Annotated in this window: 19 protein-coding genes and 1 riboswitch; of the genes, 11 read left to right on the top strand and 8 right to left on the bottom strand. The window is 57.3% G+C overall.

All coding sequences use genetic code 11. From position 1 onward, the window contains the following. Positions 1-156 precede the first annotated feature (156 nt). Positions 157-708: a Uma2 family endonuclease gene (locus CJ255_RS16160; protein WP_097645133.1), complete on the top strand. Its 552-nt coding sequence runs from the start codon at positions 157-159 to the stop codon at positions 706-708. Between the two features lie 102 nt (positions 709-810). Here CJ255_RS16160 and CJ255_RS16165 read toward each other — a convergent pair whose 3' ends face one another. The 4 genes from CJ255_RS16165 to CJ255_RS16180 form a co-directional block, all read right to left on the bottom strand. Further along, positions 811-1224 carry a hypothetical protein gene (locus CJ255_RS16165; protein WP_097645134.1) on the bottom strand — a complete coding sequence of 138 codons (414 nt, stop codon included), beginning with the start codon at positions 1222-1224 and terminating at the stop codon, positions 811-813. After that, positions 1208-1696 carry a GAT domain-containing protein gene (locus tag CJ255_RS16170; RefSeq protein ID WP_097645135.1) on the bottom strand — a complete coding sequence of 163 codons (489 nt, stop codon included), beginning with the start codon at positions 1694-1696 and terminating at the stop codon, positions 1208-1210. The genes CJ255_RS16165 and CJ255_RS16170 overlap by 17 nt, the downstream gene beginning before the upstream one ends. Next, positions 1693-2340, bottom strand: coding sequence for a cobalamin B12-binding domain-containing protein (locus CJ255_RS16175; protein WP_165774752.1), 648 nt, complete (start codon positions 2338-2340; stop codon positions 1693-1695). The genes CJ255_RS16170 and CJ255_RS16175 overlap by 4 nt, the downstream gene beginning before the upstream one ends. Positions 2341-2412: 72 nt before the next feature. Then, positions 2413-3264, bottom strand: coding sequence for an STAS domain-containing protein (locus tag CJ255_RS16180; protein ID WP_097645137.1), 852 nt, complete (start codon positions 3262-3264; stop codon positions 2413-2415). Between the two features lie 192 nt (positions 3265-3456). Then, positions 3457-3631: riboswitch (SAM riboswitch) on the top strand. 105 nt (positions 3632-3736) lie between these two features. Here CJ255_RS16180 and CJ255_RS16185 point away from each other — a divergent pair. Genes CJ255_RS16185 through metX form a run of 3 tightly spaced genes read left to right on the top strand, consistent with a single transcriptional unit; the run spans position 3737 to position 6520 of the window. Next, positions 3737-5023, top strand: coding sequence for an O-acetylhomoserine aminocarboxypropyltransferase/cysteine synthase family protein (locus CJ255_RS16185; RefSeq protein ID WP_097645138.1), 1287 nt, complete (start codon positions 3737-3739; stop codon positions 5021-5023). Next, positions 4980-5345 (top strand): hypothetical protein, encoded by a 366-nt coding sequence (locus tag CJ255_RS22910; protein WP_124681974.1) that lies wholly within the window; start codon positions 4980-4982, stop codon positions 5343-5345. The genes CJ255_RS16185 and CJ255_RS22910 overlap by 44 nt, the downstream gene beginning before the upstream one ends. Positions 5346-5368: 23 nt before the next feature. Next, positions 5369-6520 (top strand): homoserine O-acetyltransferase MetX, encoded by a 1152-nt coding sequence (gene metX, locus CJ255_RS16190; RefSeq protein WP_097645139.1) that lies wholly within the window; start codon positions 5369-5371, stop codon positions 6518-6520. A 127-nt stretch (positions 6521-6647) separates the two neighbouring features. On the opposite strand, the gene CJ255_RS16195 is transcribed toward metX, so the two are convergent. After that, positions 6648-8015, bottom strand: coding sequence for a sensor histidine kinase (locus CJ255_RS16195; RefSeq protein WP_097645140.1), 1368 nt, complete (start codon positions 8013-8015; stop codon positions 6648-6650). Then, entirely contained in the window at positions 8008-8694 is a 687-nt protein-coding gene (locus CJ255_RS16200) for a response regulator transcription factor (RefSeq protein WP_097645141.1), read from the bottom strand. Before CJ255_RS16200 ends, CJ255_RS16195 begins: the two co-directional genes overlap by 8 nt. A 186-nt stretch (positions 8695-8880) precedes the next feature. Here CJ255_RS16200 and CJ255_RS16205 point away from each other — a divergent pair, with 186 nt between their 5' ends. The 5 genes from CJ255_RS16205 to CJ255_RS16225 all read left to right on the top strand — a co-directional run bounded on the left by CJ255_RS16205 (position 8881) and on the right by CJ255_RS16225 (position 12226). Beyond that, positions 8881-9393: a PepSY domain-containing protein gene (locus CJ255_RS16205; protein WP_097645142.1), complete on the top strand. Its 513-nt coding sequence runs from the start codon at positions 8881-8883 to the stop codon at positions 9391-9393. Next, positions 9390-9674, top strand: coding sequence for a hypothetical protein (locus CJ255_RS16210; protein ID WP_097645143.1), 285 nt, complete (start codon positions 9390-9392; stop codon positions 9672-9674). The genes CJ255_RS16205 and CJ255_RS16210 overlap by 4 nt, the downstream gene beginning before the upstream one ends. Before the next feature lie 79 nt (positions 9675-9753). Then, positions 9754-10698 carry an FAD:protein FMN transferase gene (locus CJ255_RS16215; protein ID WP_097645144.1) on the top strand — a complete coding sequence of 315 codons (945 nt, stop codon included), beginning with the start codon at positions 9754-9756 and terminating at the stop codon, positions 10696-10698. Positions 10699-10710: 12 nt separating this feature from the next. Then, complete coding sequence (locus CJ255_RS16220) at positions 10711-11460, top strand: ferric reductase-like transmembrane domain-containing protein (RefSeq protein WP_097645145.1); 750 nt, start codon at positions 10711-10713, stop codon at positions 11458-11460. A gap of 136 nt (positions 11461-11596) precedes the next feature. Next, positions 11597-12226 (top strand): ComEA family DNA-binding protein, encoded by a 630-nt coding sequence (locus tag CJ255_RS16225; RefSeq protein WP_097645146.1) that lies wholly within the window; start codon positions 11597-11599, stop codon positions 12224-12226. Positions 12227-12367: 141 nt separating this feature from the next. On the opposite strand, the gene CJ255_RS16230 is transcribed toward CJ255_RS16225, so the two are convergent. After that, positions 12368-13312, bottom strand: coding sequence for a prohibitin family protein (locus CJ255_RS16230; protein WP_245863496.1), 945 nt, complete (start codon positions 13310-13312; stop codon positions 12368-12370). 298 nt (positions 13313-13610) lie between these two features. Between CJ255_RS16230 and CJ255_RS16235 the strand changes: the two genes are divergently transcribed. Together CJ255_RS16235 and CJ255_RS16240 are read left to right on the top strand one after the other, a co-directional pair. Further along, positions 13611-14639: a hemolysin family protein gene (locus CJ255_RS16235; protein ID WP_097645148.1), complete on the top strand. Its 1029-nt coding sequence runs from the start codon at positions 13611-13613 to the stop codon at positions 14637-14639. Between the two features lie 115 nt (positions 14640-14754). Beyond that, complete coding sequence (locus CJ255_RS16240) at positions 14755-18585, top strand: Eco57I restriction-modification methylase domain-containing protein (protein ID WP_097645149.1); 3831 nt, start codon at positions 14755-14757, stop codon at positions 18583-18585. 584 nt (positions 18586-19169) lie between these two features. On the opposite strand, the gene CJ255_RS16245 is transcribed toward CJ255_RS16240, so the two are convergent. Next, positions 19170-19424 (bottom strand): formylglycine-generating enzyme family protein (locus CJ255_RS16245; protein WP_165774753.1); only part of this gene is annotated, 255 nt, incomplete at its 5' end.

Raw genomic sequence — 19424 nt, forward strand, 5'->3', positions numbered from 1 at the left:
GTCTATGGTTTGGCGTTGGAGTGCCGGCTTCAGCCGGCTAAAGCCGGCACTCCAGCGTGTGCCCCCCGGCTTTTCAGGTAGTAAAAACCCTCTGTACCTCTCAAAAACGCTCTACTACCCACGGAAGTCCCCACCTTATCGACAGGAGGCGCTCCTATGCTTACCACGCAAGACCGCTGTTCCGAGGCAAGCTACCTACACCTAAGCAACCAGAGCAACCGCCTGGTTGAGTTTACCGATGGCATCATTGAGGTACTACCCATGCCCACGCGCACCCACCAACGCATCATCGCCTTCTTCTACGCCCTGCTGCTCGGCATCATCAAACCCCGTGGGGGCGAAGTCCTCTTCGCGGCGCTACGCATGCAAATTCGCCCTGGCAAATTCCGCGAGCCTGATCTGCTCTTGTTGCTCGACAAGCACGATCCGCGCAACCAAGAGAACTACTGGTTAGGCGCAGATCTGGTGTTGGAGGTCGTGAGCCCTGATAATCCCGAACGGGACACGGTGGTCAAGCGTCATGACTACGCCGAAGGAGGCATCCCCGAATACTGGATCGTCAACCCCATAGATGAGAGCATCACCGTCCTAAGCCTCGACGGCAGCGGCTACCGCGAGCATGGCCACTTCCTCCGGGGCAGCAGCGCGACCTCGCCACTCCTGCCGGAGCTACAGGTTGCGGTGGATGCCGTGTTTGATGTTGAGTAGAGGGTGTGGGAGAACCATGTTCTCCCACTTCGTGAAATGTGGGAGCGTCAAATTTAGGATGAAGCCGCGAGCGAACGCAGTTCACTCGCGGCTTCATGGTTGCTACGCAGTATACGCCGGCTGCACCTCGGCGCGCATATGCTGCTCGATGGAGGTGAGGGCTGCGTCTTCCTCATCGCTCCACTCGGCCAAGCGGCGTGCAATCGCAAAATAGGCGGTGATTGCCGTGTCCTGGTGCTCCCAGGTCACCCCAAGGGGTTGCAAGACCCGCGAGGCCCAACTGTAATCAAAGGAGATCAGGCTCCAACCGGCATCAGCCGCTGCCATAAGCGTATCGTGGAAGCGCGTGGCGGTCTTGTGCATGCGCTCACGGTGCATCTCGGGGCTGTCGTCGCGGTGGGCACGCGGGCTGATAATCGGCAGTTTCTCGGTAAGCTCTTCGGTCAGGTGGTGGATAAGGTCAGCACGCATACTGGTTAAGCGGCTAAGCACAAGGGCCTCAGTGGGGTTGGACATTGTATTGCTCCTGAAGGTCTAGTAAGCGCTGTATCCGATCATTCAGTACAGTCTGCTCACGTGATAACTTACGGATCAGGGTGGTCAACTCGATGTTGAGCGCCAAGACTTCGTGGTACAAGTTGCTAATCCCGCTCGGCTCGCCGCCACCCATAATCAGCCAGCCGCGCCCAGGTAACTTGCCCCCCCTGATCCCAATTAGGAGCTTATTGCCGTGGGGCACATCGAGCATCAACTCCCAGGTCGGGGTAATCTGATCAGCGCTTAAGCGTTGCAGTTCAGCCACGAAGGCGGTACCTTTACCCTGAGCCGCTGGTGAAAAGAGGTCGAATAACGAATGATCAATGATCGCTGTACCCAAAGTTTGCACAGCCAAACCGTTCGCTTCGCGCACCACCAGATCATCGTCACAGACAAGGATCAGTTCGTTACTCAGGCGTCCGAGCATGTTACATTGACTGAGGCTGCTCATGCGAGCACCTCGGTCGCCATTTTCACTGCCTCACGCGCATCGCCAGCAGTAAAATCGGCACCAATCGCTTTCCAAGCATCAGGCGAGCGGTTGAGGGGCTGACCACCAACCATGATCTTGACGCGGCGACCAACATGCGAGGCGCGTACCGCGTTGATCAGTTCACGCACCTGCATCACATGGCCCCCAAGCGTCACCGAGATGGCCAACAGATGGGCGCGATGCTCATCGATCATCGAGATGACATCGTCGGGCGGCATGTTGGCCCCTAGGTAGAAGACATCCCAGCCTTCGATCTCAAAGAAGTCGGAGACCATGCGAATCCCGAGTTCGTGCAGTTCACCGCCGATACAGGTGGCCACCATCGTGCGCCCAATCGGTGGGTTGCAGATCACTGCGGCATAGATCTGCGCCATCACACTCTGCGTGATCGCCGTGGCAAGATGCTCTTGGGCCACCGTGAACTGGTTGGTCTCCCAGAGCCGTCCAACTTCATACATCGCGGGCTGTAGGACATCCATGTAGAGATCGCGGATGTCGGCACCTTCAGCCAGGGCCATACGCACGGTATTCAGCGCAACCCGCCGGTCACCACTGCGTAGTGCGCCTAAATACTCTTCATAGGTTGTTGCAAGCTGCTGCATTGCTGCCTCCATATGTCTGAAATGTTGCGGACAACCGTCAAAGATGATAGCCCGCTAAAAGAACGAGTGGTTCTACCTCGTTTTTCGCGTCTTTGTCCCCATGCGAGCGAGAACAAAGGCTAACGCATCGCGCAGATCAACTTTGATGACGAAACCGGGTAGCGAGACGCCCAAATTGACAATGGTTTGGGCAATTTCGGGATTGATCCCCACCAAGATTGGTTGTACCCCGAGCAGACGAAGCGCCTGGGCGCTGTGAATGAGCTGTTGCGCGACAGAGGTATCAACCAGCGCAATGCCGCTCAGGTCAATGATGGCGAACTTGGCGCGCATCTGTGATGCGCGATTGAGCAACATGGTATTGACCTGATCGGCCCGGCGGCTATCAAAATGGCCTACGAGGGGTAACAGCAAGACGCGATCCCAGATCGGTACAGCGGGCACCGAGAGCGATTGGATCGTGTCGAGCAGGTGGCGCTGTTCGGCCAGAGCGTGGGCCAATTGGCGATTCTGGCGGCGTTGTTCGCGCTGGGCTTGGCTCAATTCCGAGGTAAGCGCCAAGAGCTCCGTTTGCATCTCACCCACCGAGGGTGGTTCAAGCTCACCAATAATCACCAGTTGCTCTTGCTCACAATAGCCGTGAAAATAGGCCACCACATAGTTTAACGCATCACCAATCGGCAATTCCCAACGCTCCGTCGGCGCGTCTGGCCCTGTGGTGGCAACCAAGCTTAAGAAGCGTTCCCCCTTTGCACGACTCTCTGGGCCAATAAAGTCGAGGAACGACACATCCTCCAATGGTGTTTGAGCAAGCTGCTGCGCTGCGGCATTGGCATAGCCAATCGTACCCTCCAGATCACAGAGCAGCACCAGCTCACGCAGGTGGTTGAGTAACGTAGTATCGAGCATTGTACTATCGGGCATCGTTGCGCGATCCTGTTGCTCACGGTGGCCTCACACCGATCGCGGCAATCGTTTAGACTTAGTATAGCACTTTCCTTGCAAACGTGCATTACCACTTCGATTGCTGACAATGCAACGTAACAAACATTGGTACTTGACAAGCGCGCAACAAACTGCTATAGTGCCGCCAGCACACAAACAACCAGACGCGCAAGCTCATCCAGAGCGGTGGAGGGAACGGCCCTGTGAAACCGCGGCAACCCCCGAGTTTGATTGTGCGTTGTAATGGTAGCCTGTAGATGATGCACAATCTACAATCTATCATCTACAATCTACAATTCCGAAGGGATGGTGCCAATTCCGTCAGCAAAAACCTGGAAGATGAGCGGCACGCCCTGCGGATCGCTCAAAGTGAATCGCTAGTGTCTGCCCTCATCGCATCCGATGAGGGCTTTTTGTTTGCCCTAGCGCAACCAGCAAGGAGTAGTACCCTATGTCCGATACGCCCCAGTTCAATGGTATTGAGACTTTGGCCCTGCATGGTGGGCAGACGCCCGATCCGACAACTGGCGCACGGGCAGTTCCGATCTACCAGACAACGTCCTACCAGTTTCAGGATACTGACCACGCCGCTCGGCTCTTTGGTCTGCAAGAGTTTGGCAATATCTATACGCGCATTATGAATCCCACGACCGATGTCTTCGAGAAGCGCATGGCGCTGCTTGAGGGCGGGGTGGGGGCGCTGGCCCTTGCGTCGGGGCAGGCTGCTGAGACGTTGGCGATCTTTAATCTGGCTGGCACCGGCGATAATATTGTCGCTTCGAGCGATCTCTATGGCGGTACCTACAACCTCTTCCGCCATACGCTCCCGAAGTTGGGTATTACCACCCGCTTTGTTGATGCGCGTGATGTTGAGGGCTTCCGCAAGGCGATTGATGGGCGTACCAAGGCTTTCTTCCTTGAATTGGTCGGCAATCCGAAGCTCGATGTTCTCGACCTTGAGCAGATTGCGGCGATTGCCCATGAAGCTGGCGTGGCGGTGATTGTTGATGCCACGACGGTCACGCCCTACCTCTGGAAGCCTATTCAGCACGGGGCCGATATTGTCATCCATTCGGCTACCAAGTATATCGGTGGCCACGGTACCAGCATCGGCGGCGTGATTGTGGATAGCGGGAACTTTGATTGGACCAACGGGCGCTACCCGGAGTTTACCGAGCCCGATGCCAGCTACCACGGGTTGGTCTATAGCCAGGCGTTAGGCAACCTCGCCTATATCATCAAGGCGCGTGTGCAGGGTCTGCGTGATATTGGGGCCGCTATCAGCCCCTTCAATGCCTTCATGCTATTGCAAGGACTCGAAACCTTGCCGCTGCGCATGGAGCGCCATAGCCAGAATGGCCTTGCCGTCGCCCGCTGGCTGGGTGAACACCCGAAGGTTGCTTGGGTCAATTACCCCGGTCTGCCAAGCCACCCCAGCTATGCTTTGACCCAGAAGTATCTGCCGAAGGGCCAGAGTGGGATTGTCGGCTTTGGGATCAAGGGCGGCCTCGCGGCGGGCAAGCAGTTCATTGATAGCCTCAAGCTCTTCTCCCACTTGGCCAATATTGGTGACGCCCGTAGCCTCGCCATCCACCCGGCCAGCACGACCCATAGCCAACTCACGGCGGAAGAGCAACAACTCACCGGCGTCAGCGAGGATTATGTGCGCCTCTCGGTTGGCATCGAGACACTTGATGACATTTTGGCCGATTTGGACGCTGCGCTGGCGCAGGTGTAGGGCTTCGGCCTACGACCTGTTGTTGGGGCGGTGGCTTCGACAAGCTGGCTTCGACAGGCTCAGCCACCGAACCGGCGTCACGTTGGCTGAGCTTGTCGAAGCCAAGCGGCGCGGTGGCTTCGACAGGCTGGCTTCGACAGGCTGGCTTCGACAGGCTGGCTTCGACAGGCTGGCTTCGACAGGCTGGCTTCGACAGGCTCAGCCACCGAGCCACCGAGCCATCGAGCCACCGAGCCACCGCGACGCCCCCCACGAGTTCAAGGCTTCTTCGCGCTCACAAAAAAGTTCTTCGGGTGAGAGGCTGCGCCTCACCACCATATAGCTAGCAATTGAGGATAAGAGCCCATGACCGCAGTCCAGTTTGAGCGTGCTTATGAGGGTGTCGGTATCGTGCAACGCCAGTCTCTGACGTGGATCGAGCCGCTGGCGTTGGAGAGTGGGGAGCGTCTTGGGGCGGTAACGCTGGCCTACGAGACTTACGGGCAACTCAACGCCGCCCGCGATAATGCGATCTTACTGTTGCATGCGCTCTCTGGTGATGCCCATGCGGCAGGTTACCATAGTGCTACCGACCGCAAAGCGGGTTGGTGGGATGCGATGGTTGGGCCGGGCAAGCCATTTGATACCGAAAAATATTTTATTATCTGTTCCAATGTGCTGGGCGGCTGTATGGGTTCTACTGGCCCGGCAAGTCCCAATCCGTGGACGGGGCGGCCCTACGGGGCCAATTTCCCAGTGATCACGATTGGCGACATGGTGCGTGCCCAGGTGCGTCTGTTGGATGCCTTGGGCATCGAGCGGCTCTTCGCTGTCGCAGGCGGCTCGATGGGTGGCTTTCAGGCTCTCGAATGGGCAACGGCCCACCCCGAGCGCGTCGGCGGCACGCTGCTCTTGGCCACTGCGGCCCGCTCTTCGCCCCAGACGATTGCATGGAATAGCATCGGGCGTCAGGCGATTATGCGCGACCCGCGCTGGCGTGATGGTGACTACTACGACCACGAGCGGCCAACCAATGGCTTGGCGCTGGCACGTATGGTGGGGCACGTTACCTACCTGAGCGAACCGGCCCTTGAGCAGAAGTTTGGGCGTCGCCTCCAGGGGGCCAATGAGCCAGCTTTTAGCCTTGAACGCGAATTCGCGGTCGAAAGCTACCTCGATTATCAGGGCGATAGCTTCAATGCCCGCTTTGATGCCAATTCCTACCTGTATATCACGAAGGCGATGGACTACTGGGATCTGCCGGGGCGCTACGGCTCACTCGATGCTGCAATGGCGCGGATGCCTGGGCCGAGCCTGATCATCTCCTTTGACAGCGACTGGCTCTACCCCACCAGTGAATCGCGTGCGATTGCCGACGCGCTCACGCGCCAGGGCCGCCCAGTGGAGCATGTAGATATCACCTCACCCGCTGGCCACGATGCCTTCTTGGTAGACTTCGCAGCCCAGCGCCCGCTCATTCAAGATTTCCTGCGCGAGCTTGAGGTAGGGAGTTTGTAGCTGCTCTTAGAAGCTGTCTGAAAAGCTAGTGGGCACGCGTTGGAGTGCCGGCTTTAGCCGGCTGAAGCCGGCACTCCAACGCCAGTTCGTAGAATTTTCAGACAGCCTCTTAGTAAATGCGGGTTGTTCAACGGTAATTGGTAGGGCTTTGTGGTAGCACCACCCATGCGGTGGTGCCTTGCTGTGAAGTACTTGTGAGGCCAATTTGCCCACCCATAGCCGTGATGAGGCTCTTGGCGATAGCAAGGCCTAAGCCAGCATTGCCGCCTTCGCGCCCTCGGGCAGGATCAACGCGATAGAAACGCTCGAAGAGATGGGGTAGGTGTTCTGGCGCAATCCCATTGCCTGTATCGCTCACACTGATACGCAGGTTGCGCCCTTCAGCGATAGCCGCTAGGCAAATCGTACCACGCGGGGGGGTATGCCGTAGCGCATTGTCGAGCAGAATGAGCAAAACCTGACGTAAGCGCGCTGCATCGGCCTGAACATAGCCTGTGACTGCATCAAGTTGCACCTGTATCCCCCGTTCAGTAGCAAGATGCGCCGTCTGACGCTGCAGATCTTGGAGCAGTACAGAGAGTTCAACCGCTTCCACTATCAGGCTAAGTTGACCACTATCAAGCCGTGACAGGATCAAGAGATCGTCTACGAGACGACGCATGTGATCACTCTCAGCTACAATATCGCCTAACAGTTCACGTTGATCGTGTTGTTGCTGATCGAGGCTGCGTAGCGCCACTTCAGAACTGGCACGAATGAGGGTCAGCGGAGTACGCAGTTCATGGCTGGCACTAGCAATAAAGCGCTGCTGGCGTTCCCAAGCTTTTTCAGCCGGACGCAAAGCCCGTTCAGCCAACCACCAACTGGTTGTGCCAACTAGAGCCATACTCAAAAACGCCAGCATCAATAACCCAGCGGTTAATTGATTGAGAATACGCTCTTGGTCACCTAACTCACGGGCAAGTTGTAGTGCGGCTGGCCCATCGCTACGGGTGAGACGATAGGTAAGCAAGCGCACCCGCTGACCATCGTCGGTCATTATGGTACGGAGATCATACCCCTGCTGCAACGCAACGGCCAAAGCCCCCTGATGTGGAGTGAGCAGTGGTGCAGTCGTGTTGGGATGGAAAAGAATACGACCCTTAGTATCCAACGGTAGCACAATAATTGCCGCTAACTCAGCGATGTCAGTAGAATTGGACGATGGAGTATTTCCATTGCGGTGAGCCGTAGAGGGCTCAGATCGCGTTGGGGGTAGCAGACCCGCATCTTGACGCACCAACGACCAATCACGGTCGGCATGCAGCAATGAAGGGGGCAGCGGGGCGGCAAGGGCATGAAACTCGTGGGCCATCTTATGCTGCAAAGCAAGATCGGTGACTCCAGCGAAGTAGCGTGCCACAATCAAATAGGAACCAGCGCCAACAAGAACGACCACTGCTAGGGCAGCGAGCGTGTAGATCAGGGTAAATTGCCAACGTAAACCTCTAAACAAGGTTGGCCTCCAAGCGATAGCCCACTCCCCGCACGGTAGTAATCGGATCGCGCTCTCCCGGCCCGTTCAACTTGCGCCGTAGGTATGAGACATAGACATCAACCATTTGTGGTTGCACATCTTGTTCATACGACCAGACATAATCAAGAATTTGTTGACGGCTGAGGGTCTGTCCGGTATGGCGCAAGAGGTACTCCAACAAGTTCCATTCAGTTGGTGTAAGATCGAGCGTTCGTAGCCCACGGCGAGCGGTGTGGGCGCGTAGATCGAGTACAAGCTCGCCCAAACGCAACTCTTGCAGTTCGCCGCCAGTCAAGGGCAGAAAACGGCGGCTCAGAGCACGCACCCGCGCCAACAACTCCTCAAACGCAAACGGCTTCACCATATAGTCATCAGCCCCACTCGCAAAGCCTGCAACCTTATCCTCTACTTGACCACGCGCTGTCAGGAGCAGCAGTGCCGTGGGTACGCGCGCGAGGCGCACCGCTCGGCAGATACTCGGCCCATCGCGTTCAGGCAACATCCAATCGATGATCGCCACATCATAGATACCACGCAACACCAATTCAAGCCCTGTTGCACCCTCATAGGCGAGATCAACCTGATAATGCTCCTCTTCCAGCACTCGTGCAATTAAACGCGCCAGACGCTGATCATCTTCGATAACTAAAACACGCATGCGTATACTTCCTCAAAATATCCGATATTAGGGCTGCCGCCCTACAACCCTCTCTTGTCACATTAGGATACCGTATGATCATTGGAAAAAGATGAGAGTCCGGATTGCACTTTCCAAGATAGCTTTGAAGCAAGACAACTATGATAGCGTTATGGTTCATCGCCTGAGTTCAAAGGACAAATTTCCATGAATCAACGCACAATGCTCGTGGTTGCCGCAGGTCTTACCGCTTTTATCCTGATCATCGCTGGGGCGTTAGTTGGGCAGTGGAGCCAGAGCAGTGCCCAACTGCTCACGACAACATTGACTCCAGATGTGATCGCCGATCCAACATTGGTCAGTGAGTTTCAGCAGCGTGAGGCGGCCTACCAGACGGCCATCGCTGAAGCCAATCAGCAGATAGAGCAGGCAAATCAACAGCTTACTCCTCCATCCAACCTTGAGACTGCCCCACAGACAATGCCTCAGAGTGAAACTGTTGCCACCACAGTGCCGATGACTACAGCACCCACAGCCGAAGAAGCGGCAGCTATTGCGCTCAACTACCGGGGTGGTGGGACAGTACGTAAGGTAGAACTGGAAGAGGAGCGTGGCTTGCTTGTCTATGAAGTCAAGTTCATTGATGGTGGCGAAGTCTATGTGGATGCCAACACTGGCCAAGTAGTCTATGCCAAGCTATCCAAGGAGGAGCGTCCATGATGAAACGCACACCAACATGCCGCACAGCCGGGCATGATCTCAAGACGATGATCAACGTGGCAGCAGTGGCGGCGACCTTGGGTGGATGGGCGCTGTTGGCCCATGCAAGTCCTGCTACAACAACCCCAGAAGCGCTTCCTACAACAAGTGGCCTCTTTGCCCCCATACCGACGCTTGTACCCTTAGTACAATTTGAGAGCCAAGTGGCACCTCAGTTGGTCAATCCTACGCCGCCAGTAGTGCGCCCAACCGCAGTGACAGTTACGCGCTCTTCGCGTTAACTATGCAGGAGGAGGAGGCTGCACCTCCCTCGTCCATTTCACCGGAAGGCTTAACGTGCAGGTTCATGATGTTCGCGCTATGGGTTGCCAGATCAGGCTGGTGCTTGATACACCAGATAGAGCGCAACACCACGTTTTGCTACACGCGGCAGCAAAGATCATGGAATGGGAGGCAAACCTGAGTCGCTTTCGGGCTACGAGTGAGCTGTGTCAACTCAACGCCCAAGCAGGCAAGGGTTGGCAGCCAGTCAGTCCAACGCTTTGGGCAGCCCTTGCGGCAGCACTCTGGGCCGCGTGGGCGAGTGAGGGTCTTGTAACGCCAACATTGCTTACCGCGTTAGAACGAGCAGGATACGATCGCGATTTTGCCATGATACAACAAGCAATGTGGGATCATACTGCCACAGATAGTATTCAGCAATATACAACCTACCCCAACTGCTCTCACCACGACGTACAGCCTTGGCAGCGTATCCGTCGCCAGCGCAAACCTCAAGCGGTCGCGCTGCCACCACAGATGCGCCTCGATCTTGGCGGGAGTGCCAAGGGATGGGCGGCGGATCATTTAGCGCGTTGGTTGGGACGCAGTGCTCCAGCATTGGTTGATCTAGGTGGCGATATTGCGGTAAGTGGCCCGCGTGCCGATGGCTCGCCATGGGCGATAGGGATCGCAGACCCCTTTGCACCCGCAGATGAGCTGGAACTGATCATGCTCAAAGAGGGCGCTATTGCAACTTCAGGCCGTGATTTCCGCCGCTGGTATCGAACTGGTCAAGCATACCATCATATCATTGACCCACGTACTGGTATGCCTGCAACAAGCGATCTGCTGAGTGTAACCATCGTAGCTCCTAACGCCCTCACTGCCGAGATGGCGGCTAAAGTAGTCTTGATGCTTGGGCGCAATGCCGGAATAGCTTGGCTCAACCAACGTCCGCAGTTGGCAGGCATAGTATTAGACAATGAGGGATGGGCCATACAGACAGCTACGATGCAGGTATGGCCAAAAGAATACACATATTGATCGGATGCACCTATGACAAACGTAGAACCAACATCAGAGCTACATACGGCCAAAGTACAACGCGCTCCACGGCCAGTTACGACGCCGGATACCGATCTATTCACCGCTATGCCCCCAGCAATGGCGCTGCATGAAGTCATTCTGTTGCTGTTGGGAGTCAGTGTAGGCGCCCTAGCAGCAGTGATTATGCTACCTACGTGGCTGCCAGGTCTGAGTGCATCGCTCTTTGGTGAAGCTCCCAAAGCCTACTGGCAGCTTGCCCGTAGTAGTGCAATGATTGCGTATGCACTGCTTTGGTGCGCGATGGTGTTTGGTCTCTTGATGAGCAACCGTATGGCGCGGGTCTGGCCAGGCGGGCCATTGGCTTTCGATCTGCATCAGCATACCAGCTTGCTCGGTTTAGCGTTTGCACTCTTTCACGCTCTCATGCTGTTGGGCGATCACTACATTGCCACAACACCTGCACAATTGTTTACCCCCTTTGCCTATAGTGGTCACGCTCCCTTCTGGGTAGGTTTAGGCCAAGTGGCCTTCTATGGCATGGCGCTGATCGGTATGAGCTTCTACGTAAAAGATCGGCTCGGACGGCGTGTATGGCAATGGTTACACCTACTAGGTTACGTAACTTTCCTCTTGGCTCTCGTACATGGCATCATGAGTGGTACTGATAGTGGAAACCTCTGGGTACAAGTGATCTACTGGATTAGTGGGGGTAGCATACTTTTCTTGAGTGTGTACCGCGTACTCGTGCGCCACTTTTGAGTTTCTGCTAGAGGAACAAGATGTCCTCTCACCAAAAGCGTAACTTTTAGCCTCCTCAAACGGTACATGTTATAGGGGGAAGGATGTGTAAGCAACTTGGTTGTTGCACACCCTCCCATAACTGAGGAGGCACACCATGGAATGGAACATCGAGCGCAATCCGCGCATGATTGCGGCGCTGGTCTGCTTACTGCTGGGCGTGGTGGTGTTAGGATTTGGCTTTGCACCCTATCTGGGGCTGAACCAAGCTGCACCGCCCGCATTTGATGATGCTTTTGATGACTTTGTGGCGGTTGCACCGCCCGCCCCAACCCTGCCGGTCGAACTGATCGTCTACGTGAGTGGTTCCGTCAACCACCCCGATGTCTACCGCCTACCCGAAGGGGCGCGGGTCAAGGATGCCATCGTAGCCGCTGGGGGCTTCCGCGAGGATGCGGCGACCGATCAGATCAATCTTGCCGCACCGCTCAGCGATGCCGGCCATATCCACATTCCCATGCTGGTGGCCAGTGATAGCCCTGAAGCCGCAGTTGTCGCGGTCGGTTCGGCAGCAGCGCCCCAAGGCCCCCAGTTGATCAATATTAACCGCGCATCGCAGGCCGAACTGCAAAGCCTGCCGGGGATTGGCGCGGTCTTGGCTGAACGCATCGTGACCCGACGCGAGACCCAAGGGCCCTTCGGCAGCATCGAGGAGCTACGCAGCGTCAGTGGCATTGGAGATAAGCTCTATGCCCAACTGGAACCGTTGGTGAGCGCTGGGCCGTGAGGATGACGCGAGGATGCGGGGACGCGAGGACGCGAGGACGCGAGGACGCGAGGATGCGGGTGCTTAGACAAGCTCAACACCCGCGATCCTGTTCATCTGTTCATCTGTTCATCCGTTCATCCGTTCATCTGTTCATCCAACCTACGGCTGCTGATCAATCTCCACTGGTGGCTCCGGGGCGGGCTGTACGGTGGGACGGGCGACCGGGTCGGATTGGATGTCATCGGCTGAGATGCTGAGCAGTGGTAGCATGCCGGTGTCGCCGGTCATAAAGCGGGGCAAGATACCGTCCCAGCGCTCGATGAAGCGCAGTTGCAGCAGTTCGGGCGAGATGACTTCGCGCTGGAGCCGTAGCGCTTCGGCTTCGGCGCGGGCTACTTCGAGCCGTGCTTCCGCTTCGGCCTGGGCACGGGCGACCTGCTGCTGCGCCTCGATCTGGGCGCGGCGCAATTCGCGCTCGGCACGCTCGGCATCCTGCTCGGCTACCTGCTTGGCCTCAACCGCCCGACTAAACTCTTCGCTAAAGTTGAACTCGGTGATCGAGACATCTTCCACGATGATGCCACGCGGCGCAAGACGTGTCAGCAGCACCTCACGGATCGATTCTGAGACTAAGGGGCGCTGCGTAATCAGATTCTCTGCGGTAAACTGGGCGGTCGCCGCTTTGACCGACTCTTGAATGGCTGGATCGATGATCTTAGCCTCATAGTCAATCCCAATCTCACGAACGAGATTACCCACTGCATCCGGGTCGGCACGATAGTTCAAGACCACCTGGGTGGTCACAATCTGCAAGTCGCGTGAGGCCGCTGAAGAGGACGAGATCATGCGCTGCGTCCGCACATCAACCACCACCACGTTGGTGATGAAGGGCACGCGAAAGTGCAGCCCTTCACCAAACACGCCCGTCACTTCACCAAAGGTCTTGACCACACCACGGGTACCTGCATCAATCACCGTCGTCGCATTGGAAATCGCGAAGACGAGAATGAGTACCACTACCACACCACTGGTCAGTACGCCATAGGGAAGCCCCCGCTGTGGCTGCATGGAACGACCGGGGCCACCTGGCATTTGCTGAGACATTGCAACTCCTCATCTAGCTACACATTTTGTTGAACCGACATATAATCCCTTTATACCTACATACTATACCATGGGTGTTGGGTAGCGTGGATTTCGGCCTATAGAACCTGCTGGTGGGGCTGCGCCACCGCGCCGCTGGCTGAGTCTGCCGAAGCCAGCCTGTCGAAGCCAACGTCGCGTTGGCTTCGACAGGCTCAGCCAACGCGACGCCCCCCCCCCACGATCCCAAGGCTTCTTCGCGCTAACAAAAAGTTCTTCGGGGGATGTGCCTCCTTAGTACCATGGATCGAAAGTAACTATGAACGAACTCTTCCTGCTTATTGCTCTCGTCTTAGTCAGTTCAGGACTCTGTTCGGGTGTTGAGGCGGCGCTCTTTTCGACACGGTTGGTGCGTGTGCGCCAATTGGCTGAGGGGGGCAAGCGTAATGCCGCCACGCTGCTCCACATCCGTCAAGATATGGGTCGCCCAATTAGTACGATTGTTGTACTCAACAATGTCGCAAATATCGGTGGTAGCATCCTGATTGGCGATATGGCTACGAATGTCTTTGGTAGTGTCTGGATTGGCCTCTTCTCGGCGGGCTTGACGTTGGCTGTGATTATCTTCTCTGAGATTATTCCCAAGAATCTGGGCGAGCGCTATGCTGAACCGATTGCACTGTTCGCCGCCCCGCCTTTAGCCGCATTGACCCTCCTGCTTACGCCGGTGGTCTGGTTGATTGAGCGTCTCGTTGCGCCGATCATTGGGACACGTAAACTACCAACAACTAATGAGGCCGAGATTCGCCTGCTGGCCCGCATTGGTCAACAGGAGGGGATTATTGAACGCGATGAGTCGGAGATGATCGAGCGGGTCTTTCGACTCAATGATACGGTCGCTAGTGCTATTATGACCCCACGCATTAGTATGACCTGCCTCAATGCTGATGAGACGATCGCTGAGGTTGAGGAGCAGGTGCTGAAGTCGGAACATTCGCGGATGGTGGTGGTTGGTGAGAATATGGATGAGGTTCGCGGTATTGCTCTGCGCCAAGAGTTGCTGATTGCGCTACTCAAAGGCCGAGGGAGTGAGTCGGTCACGGCGATTATGCGTCCGCCCAACCTTGTCCCCGAGAGCCTACGTGCTGACCGGCTGCTTGAGGTCTTTCGCCAATCACGCCAACACCTTGCCGTCGTGATTGATGAGTATGGCGGTGTCGCTGGCGTCGTGACCCTCGAAGATGTGCTTGAGGTGCTTACGGGTGAGATTGTGGACGAGACTGATCGCGTTGCCGATTTGCAGGCTGAAGCACGCATGAAGAACCGACGCCGCTTTGAACAAAAGTAACAGATAATACCAATTACCATTGAACATGCCGCATAGCAGATTACGTCAGACCGCATTGCAATGAGGTATACCCTGCTTGTCACTCGCCACTCATCACTCATAACTGGTATAACCTATGAACCCTGCCCAACTGCCCTTGGCGCTCAGCCAGCGCCATTATAACCGGCAACTCTTTGCCGATCACTATCTGGATGAGACGTTGCGCCGCCGTGATGCCTGGTTTGACCTGCTGGCTGAGGCAACGCCGGTTCTTGCCCAGATTCGGGCGATCTTTGCCAATTTTACCCCTTCAAGCAATGAGGCTCAGACTGAGCGCGAGTTGGTGCGCCCGGTGCTTGAGGCGCTCGGCCATACCTTTGAGGTGCAGGCGGCCCTGCGGACTCCCAAGGGAACGAAGAAGCCCGACTATGTCTTCTACCGCGATGAGGCGGCTCGGCAGGCCAATAAGGGTAAGACGCTCAACGATGCTGAGCTTACGGCTGCCTTGGCTATCGGCGAGGCCAAGTTTTGGGACCGTAAGCTCGATGTTTCGCTCGCTGGCGTTGATGAGGACCTCGCGCGCGTGCCTTCCGATCAGATTGCTTTCTATATGCGCCACGCGGGTGTTACATGGGGTATCCTCACCAATGGCCGCCGTTGGCGACTCTACCATAAGGATACGGTGGAGAAGCAGGATCGTTACTACGAGGTTGACCTGAAGCAGTTGAGCGATGCGGATGAGCCGGAGCCTTTTCTCTATTTCTATGCCTTCTTCCGCCGCGCTGCATTTGAGCCTGCGCTGGGCGCTACGCTTACCCTAGAGGGTATGCTGCGCGAGAGTGTGGATTATGCCCATAGTCTCTCTGCTTCGCTGAAGAACCAGGCTTTCGATGCGCTGCGCCACCTCGCCCAGGGGTTCCTCGATTATCCGCGCAACCAGTTGCAGCCCACTCCTACGATGCTGCACGAAATCTATGGCAGTAGCCTGATTGTGCTCTACCGCCTGCTCTTTATCTTCTACGCTGAGGCGCGCGAGTTGCTGCCGCTGCGCGAGAATGCTAACTACCGCAATGAGTATAGCCTCTACGCGGTGGTGCGTGGGGCGACTCGCCGCCTCGATAGTGGCATGACGCTGCTGGTTGATACTGGGCGCACATGGGCAGAACTGCGCGACCTCTTTGGCATTATCAATGCTGGTAGCCCGCCGCTCAATGTCGCTACCTTCAACGGTGGCCTCTTTGATCCTGAGCAGTACCCTTTTCTGGAGCGTTACACCATTGGCGATGCCCAGTTGCAACTTGCGCTCGATCAACTGGCCCGCATCATCAATCCGCAGACGGGCAGCAAGGAATTCATTGACTACCGCGATCTCGCTGAGCGCCATTTGGGTACGATCTACGAGGGGCTGTTGGAGTACCATCTGGTGCCGCTTGAGCGCAGCGCCGACGGCTTTAGCACCGATGTGGTCAATGACAAGGGCGAACGCCACCGCACCGGCTCCTACTATACCCCCGATTTTGCGGTGCAGTACATTGTGGAGCAGACCCTGCGCCCGCTGCTTGATGCGGCGGTGGCCGATCAGCCGAGTGACGAGGCGAAGATCGCGGCGATCTTGAATCTCAATTGTCTCGACCCGGCCATGGGCAGTGGCCATTTCCCTGTGGCTGCGACGGAGTATATTGCGCGCTACTTGGTGGAATTGGCCGTTGTGCCGCCCGCTGAGGCGGACGATGAGCCCGATCTGGCCTACTGGAAGCGGCGCGTGGCCCAGAGTTGCATCTATGGTGTAGACCTCAACCCCTTGGCTGTTGATCTGGCGAAACTCTCGCTCTGGCTGGCCACCGCTGCGAAGGGGCGGCCCCTCTCGTTCCTCGACCACCATATGCGCTGCGGCAACGCCCTCGTAGGTGCCCGCGCTGCCCAACTGGATACGGCAACTACGCCGAAGAAGCCGACGCGACGCAGCAAAAAGGAGCCCCAAAGCCCAACTGCCGATCAACTCACGCTGCTCGACGATGCCGCCTTTGCTGGCGCCATGGCGAGCGCGGTCAACTCCATGTGGCTGATTGAGGGCAGCGCCGCCCGCAGTGTCGCCGATGTCAAAGAGCAAGAGCGCATCTACGAAACGGTACGCGCCGGGCTGACCGAGCGCTTTGGGGCGCTGGCCGACCTGGTTACCGCCGCTGGCTTCGGCGTGACGCCCGAACGCAGCATGTGGCAGGCGCTGGCCGAGTATGTCACCAAGCGCGACGAAGGGGCCTTCGCCACCCCGGCCTTCGAGCGTCCGCTCAAAGAGCTGCGCCAACTCAAAGCGGCCCAACGCTTCTTCCATTGGGATCTTGAGTTTCCCGAAGTCTTCTACGACCGCTATGGGCGCTGGTTGGGCGCAGAGGGCGGCTTTGACCTGGTGATGGGCAATCCTCCCTATGTGCGGCAAGAGCAACTGGGGCTGCTCAAGCCCTACTTCGAGGCGGTCTATCCTGAGACCTACAGCGGCACCGCCGATCTCTTTGTCTACTTCTTCCAACAGGGCATCAAGTTACTGCGGGCGGGCGGGCGGCTCGGTTACATCGCCAGCAACGCATGGCTGCGGGCCAACTACGCCACACCGTTACGCAACTTTTTGCGTACCAACGTCACACTGGATCAGATTATCGATCTAGGTGACAACCGCATCTTCCATGATGCGCCTGATGTCTACCCAGCCATCCCACTGCTCCGCAAGCTCGCCCCGCCAGCAGAACACAGCACCCAAGTGGCCCGTTTCAGCCGCAGCGAAGGGCTGAAGGAATTTGCCGAGCGGGTGGCAGCCAAGCTGATAGCAGTGAGCATCCACGACCAACCTGATAGCGGCTGGCAACTGATCGATGATGCGAGCAGGCACTTGCTGGCGAAGCTGCTTGATGCAGGCAAGCCACTCGAAGAGGTGGTTGAAGGGCGCATGTACCGTGGGGTACTGACGGGCCTCAACAACGCCTTCATCATCAACCAAGCAACCCGCGACCGGCTCGTGCAGGAAGATGCGCAATCGGCCACCGTGCTCAAGCCGTTGGTGAACGGCGCGGACATACGTTCATGGCTCGTCCACGAAAAGGGCAGGTGGCTCATCCTGCTGCCGGATCAGTGGACAGCACAGCAGGCTGGTGCGGAGCTTGATGAAGCTGCGGCCTGGGAATACCTACAGAGCACCCTGCCCGCCATTGCCCGCCACATAGCACCATTTGCTGAAGCGGGGCGCAGACGTGCCGATCAGGGGGGCTACTGGTGGGAACTGCGTCCGTGCAACTACTACGCAGCCTTTGACGGGCCGAAGATATTTTGGCCGGAGATCGCCAATCGCCCGCGCTATAGTGTAGCTGGCCCTGGGATTGTGGGTAATAAGACAACCTTCATGATCCCAGGCGAGCATCCGTACCTGCTTGGTCTCTTGATGAGCCGCACCTTATGGTTTGCGGTAACCAACCTCGCGGCACCTTTTGGCGAGCGCAAAGGCATGCTGCGCTACCTAATGTCGGCCCAATACATCGCACGCCTGCCCATCCCGGAAGCCGCCGCGCAGACTCAGCAAACCATCGGCGACCTCGCGCTGCGGATCAGCGCCGAGGCGCAGGCGCGCTACAAGCTCCACGAGCGGGTACGCAGGCGCATCCTGAGCGACCTGGGGGGGCAGGGCAACGCACTGAACCAGAAGCTCAGCGCCTGGTGGCACCTAGACTTCCCCAGCTTCCGCGAGGAGCTACGCAACCACTTCAGGCGCGAGATAGCACTGAAGGAGCGCGACGACTGGGAGGAGTGGCTCAACGAGCAGCGTCAGCGCCATGAGCAGCACACGACAGCAATCAGTGCCCAAGAGCACGAACTTAACCACCAGATCTACCAACTCTTCGCCCTGAGCGCAGAGGAAATCAGGCTGATTGAGGAAGCCACAACGTACCAGGATGGGGCAATTTCCGATTGTAGATTGTAGATTGTAGATTGCAGATTGCAGCTTGTAGAACATGGCGTCCCAATTGGTGTGTACAGGGTTGTTGACGCGCTCCAATGAACCAAGAGCAGCGGCACCTGACCTGGCAGGTGGGGCGCGTGCCGCCACCATGAGGGCGTCAACGATCCCACCGCGCCGCACCTGCTAGGTCTCATGATCCGTTGGCACCCCCTTCAGACCTGCGAGGTCTCATGGGCCGTTGGCACCCCCTTCAGACCTGCCAGGTGTGCGCCGTTGGGTGTGTGGGGCTACGCATGGTGGCGGCACGGCGCCCACCTCCATGATCCGTTGGCACCCCCTTCAGACCTGCCAGGTGTGCGCCGTTGGGTGTGTGGGGCTACGCATGGTGGCGGCACGGCGCACACCTAGCAGGTCGTTGGGTCGCGTTGCATGAGAAAACTCTTGACACCGCATCCAAAGCTTCCCAAAAACTGTATATCTGAAAAGGAGGGGTAGGGGGTGAGGGCCATCTTGCGCATCCCATACACCTTGGTGTCTCATGCCAGCCAGAAGCCCCGCCGGGGCGGCTCTCCCCACAGATCGCAGAACACAGAAGACAGAACACTTTACAACGGAAGGTGCCGGGCAAGCCGCAAACCCACGACTTGAAAGCGGTAGTCGGGCGGGAAATGATAACGGTCGGCCGCACGCAGGAAGAGCGAGTGATCGCCCCACGAACCCCCGCGTAGTGTAAAGCGTTTTTCCGCTGGCTTGCGGCTATCCTCGCGGCCATCATCGGGATCATAGGGGTAAGAACGATACTCGCTGCGTGTCCACTCCCAGACATTGCCCGCGAGATCGAGGATGCCCTCTGGGGTGGC

It is taken from the genome of Candidatus Viridilinea mediisalina (assembly GCF_002532535.1).
Taxonomy (GTDB): Bacteria; Chloroflexota; Chloroflexia; order Chloroflexales; family Chloroflexaceae; genus Viridilinea; species Viridilinea mediisalina.

Bases quoted from the DNA above. Each gene is read 5' to 3' on its own strand.
- CJ255_RS16220 (WP_097645145.1), top strand. From the start codon at position 10,711: ATGACAAACGTAGAACCAACATCAGAGCTACATACGGCCAAAGTACAA.
- CJ255_RS16180 (WP_097645137.1), bottom strand. From the start codon at position 3,264: ATGCCCGATAGTACAATGCTCGATACTACGTTACTCAACCACCTGCGT.
- CJ255_RS16165 (WP_097645134.1), bottom strand. From the start codon at position 1,224: ATGTCCAACCCCACTGAGGCCCTTGTGCTTAGCCGCTTAACCAGTATG.
- CJ255_RS16210 (WP_097645143.1), top strand. From the start codon at position 9,390: ATGATGAAACGCACACCAACATGCCGCACAGCCGGGCATGATCTCAAG.
- CJ255_RS16230 (WP_245863496.1), bottom strand. From the start codon at position 13,312: ATGTCTCAGCAAATGCCAGGTGGCCCCGGTCGTTCCATGCAGCCACAG.
- CJ255_RS16200 (WP_097645141.1), bottom strand. From the start codon at position 8,694: ATGCGTGTTTTAGTTATCGAAGATGATCAGCGTCTGGCGCGTTTAATT.
- metX (WP_097645139.1), top strand. From the start codon at position 5,369: ATGACCGCAGTCCAGTTTGAGCGTGCTTATGAGGGTGTCGGTATCGTG.
- CJ255_RS16205 (WP_097645142.1), top strand. From the start codon at position 8,881: ATGAATCAACGCACAATGCTCGTGGTTGCCGCAGGTCTTACCGCTTTT.
- CJ255_RS22910 (WP_124681974.1), top strand. From the start codon at position 4,980: ATGACATTTTGGCCGATTTGGACGCTGCGCTGGCGCAGGTGTAGGGCT.
- CJ255_RS16240 (WP_097645149.1), top strand. From the start codon at position 14,755: ATGAACCCTGCCCAACTGCCCTTGGCGCTCAGCCAGCGCCATTATAAC.
- CJ255_RS16175 (WP_165774752.1), bottom strand. From the start codon at position 2,340: ATGCAGCAGCTTGCAACAACCTATGAAGAGTATTTAGGCGCACTACGC.
- CJ255_RS16215 (WP_097645144.1), top strand. From the start codon at position 9,754: ATGGGTTGCCAGATCAGGCTGGTGCTTGATACACCAGATAGAGCGCAA.
- CJ255_RS16185 (WP_097645138.1), top strand. From the start codon at position 3,737: ATGTCCGATACGCCCCAGTTCAATGGTATTGAGACTTTGGCCCTGCAT.
- CJ255_RS16225 (WP_097645146.1), top strand. From the start codon at position 11,597: ATGGAATGGAACATCGAGCGCAATCCGCGCATGATTGCGGCGCTGGTC.
- CJ255_RS16160 (WP_097645133.1), top strand. From the start codon at position 157: ATGCTTACCACGCAAGACCGCTGTTCCGAGGCAAGCTACCTACACCTA.
- CJ255_RS16235 (WP_097645148.1), top strand. From the start codon at position 13,611: ATGAACGAACTCTTCCTGCTTATTGCTCTCGTCTTAGTCAGTTCAGGA.
- CJ255_RS16170 (WP_097645135.1), bottom strand. From the start codon at position 1,696: ATGAGCAGCCTCAGTCAATGTAACATGCTCGGACGCCTGAGTAACGAA.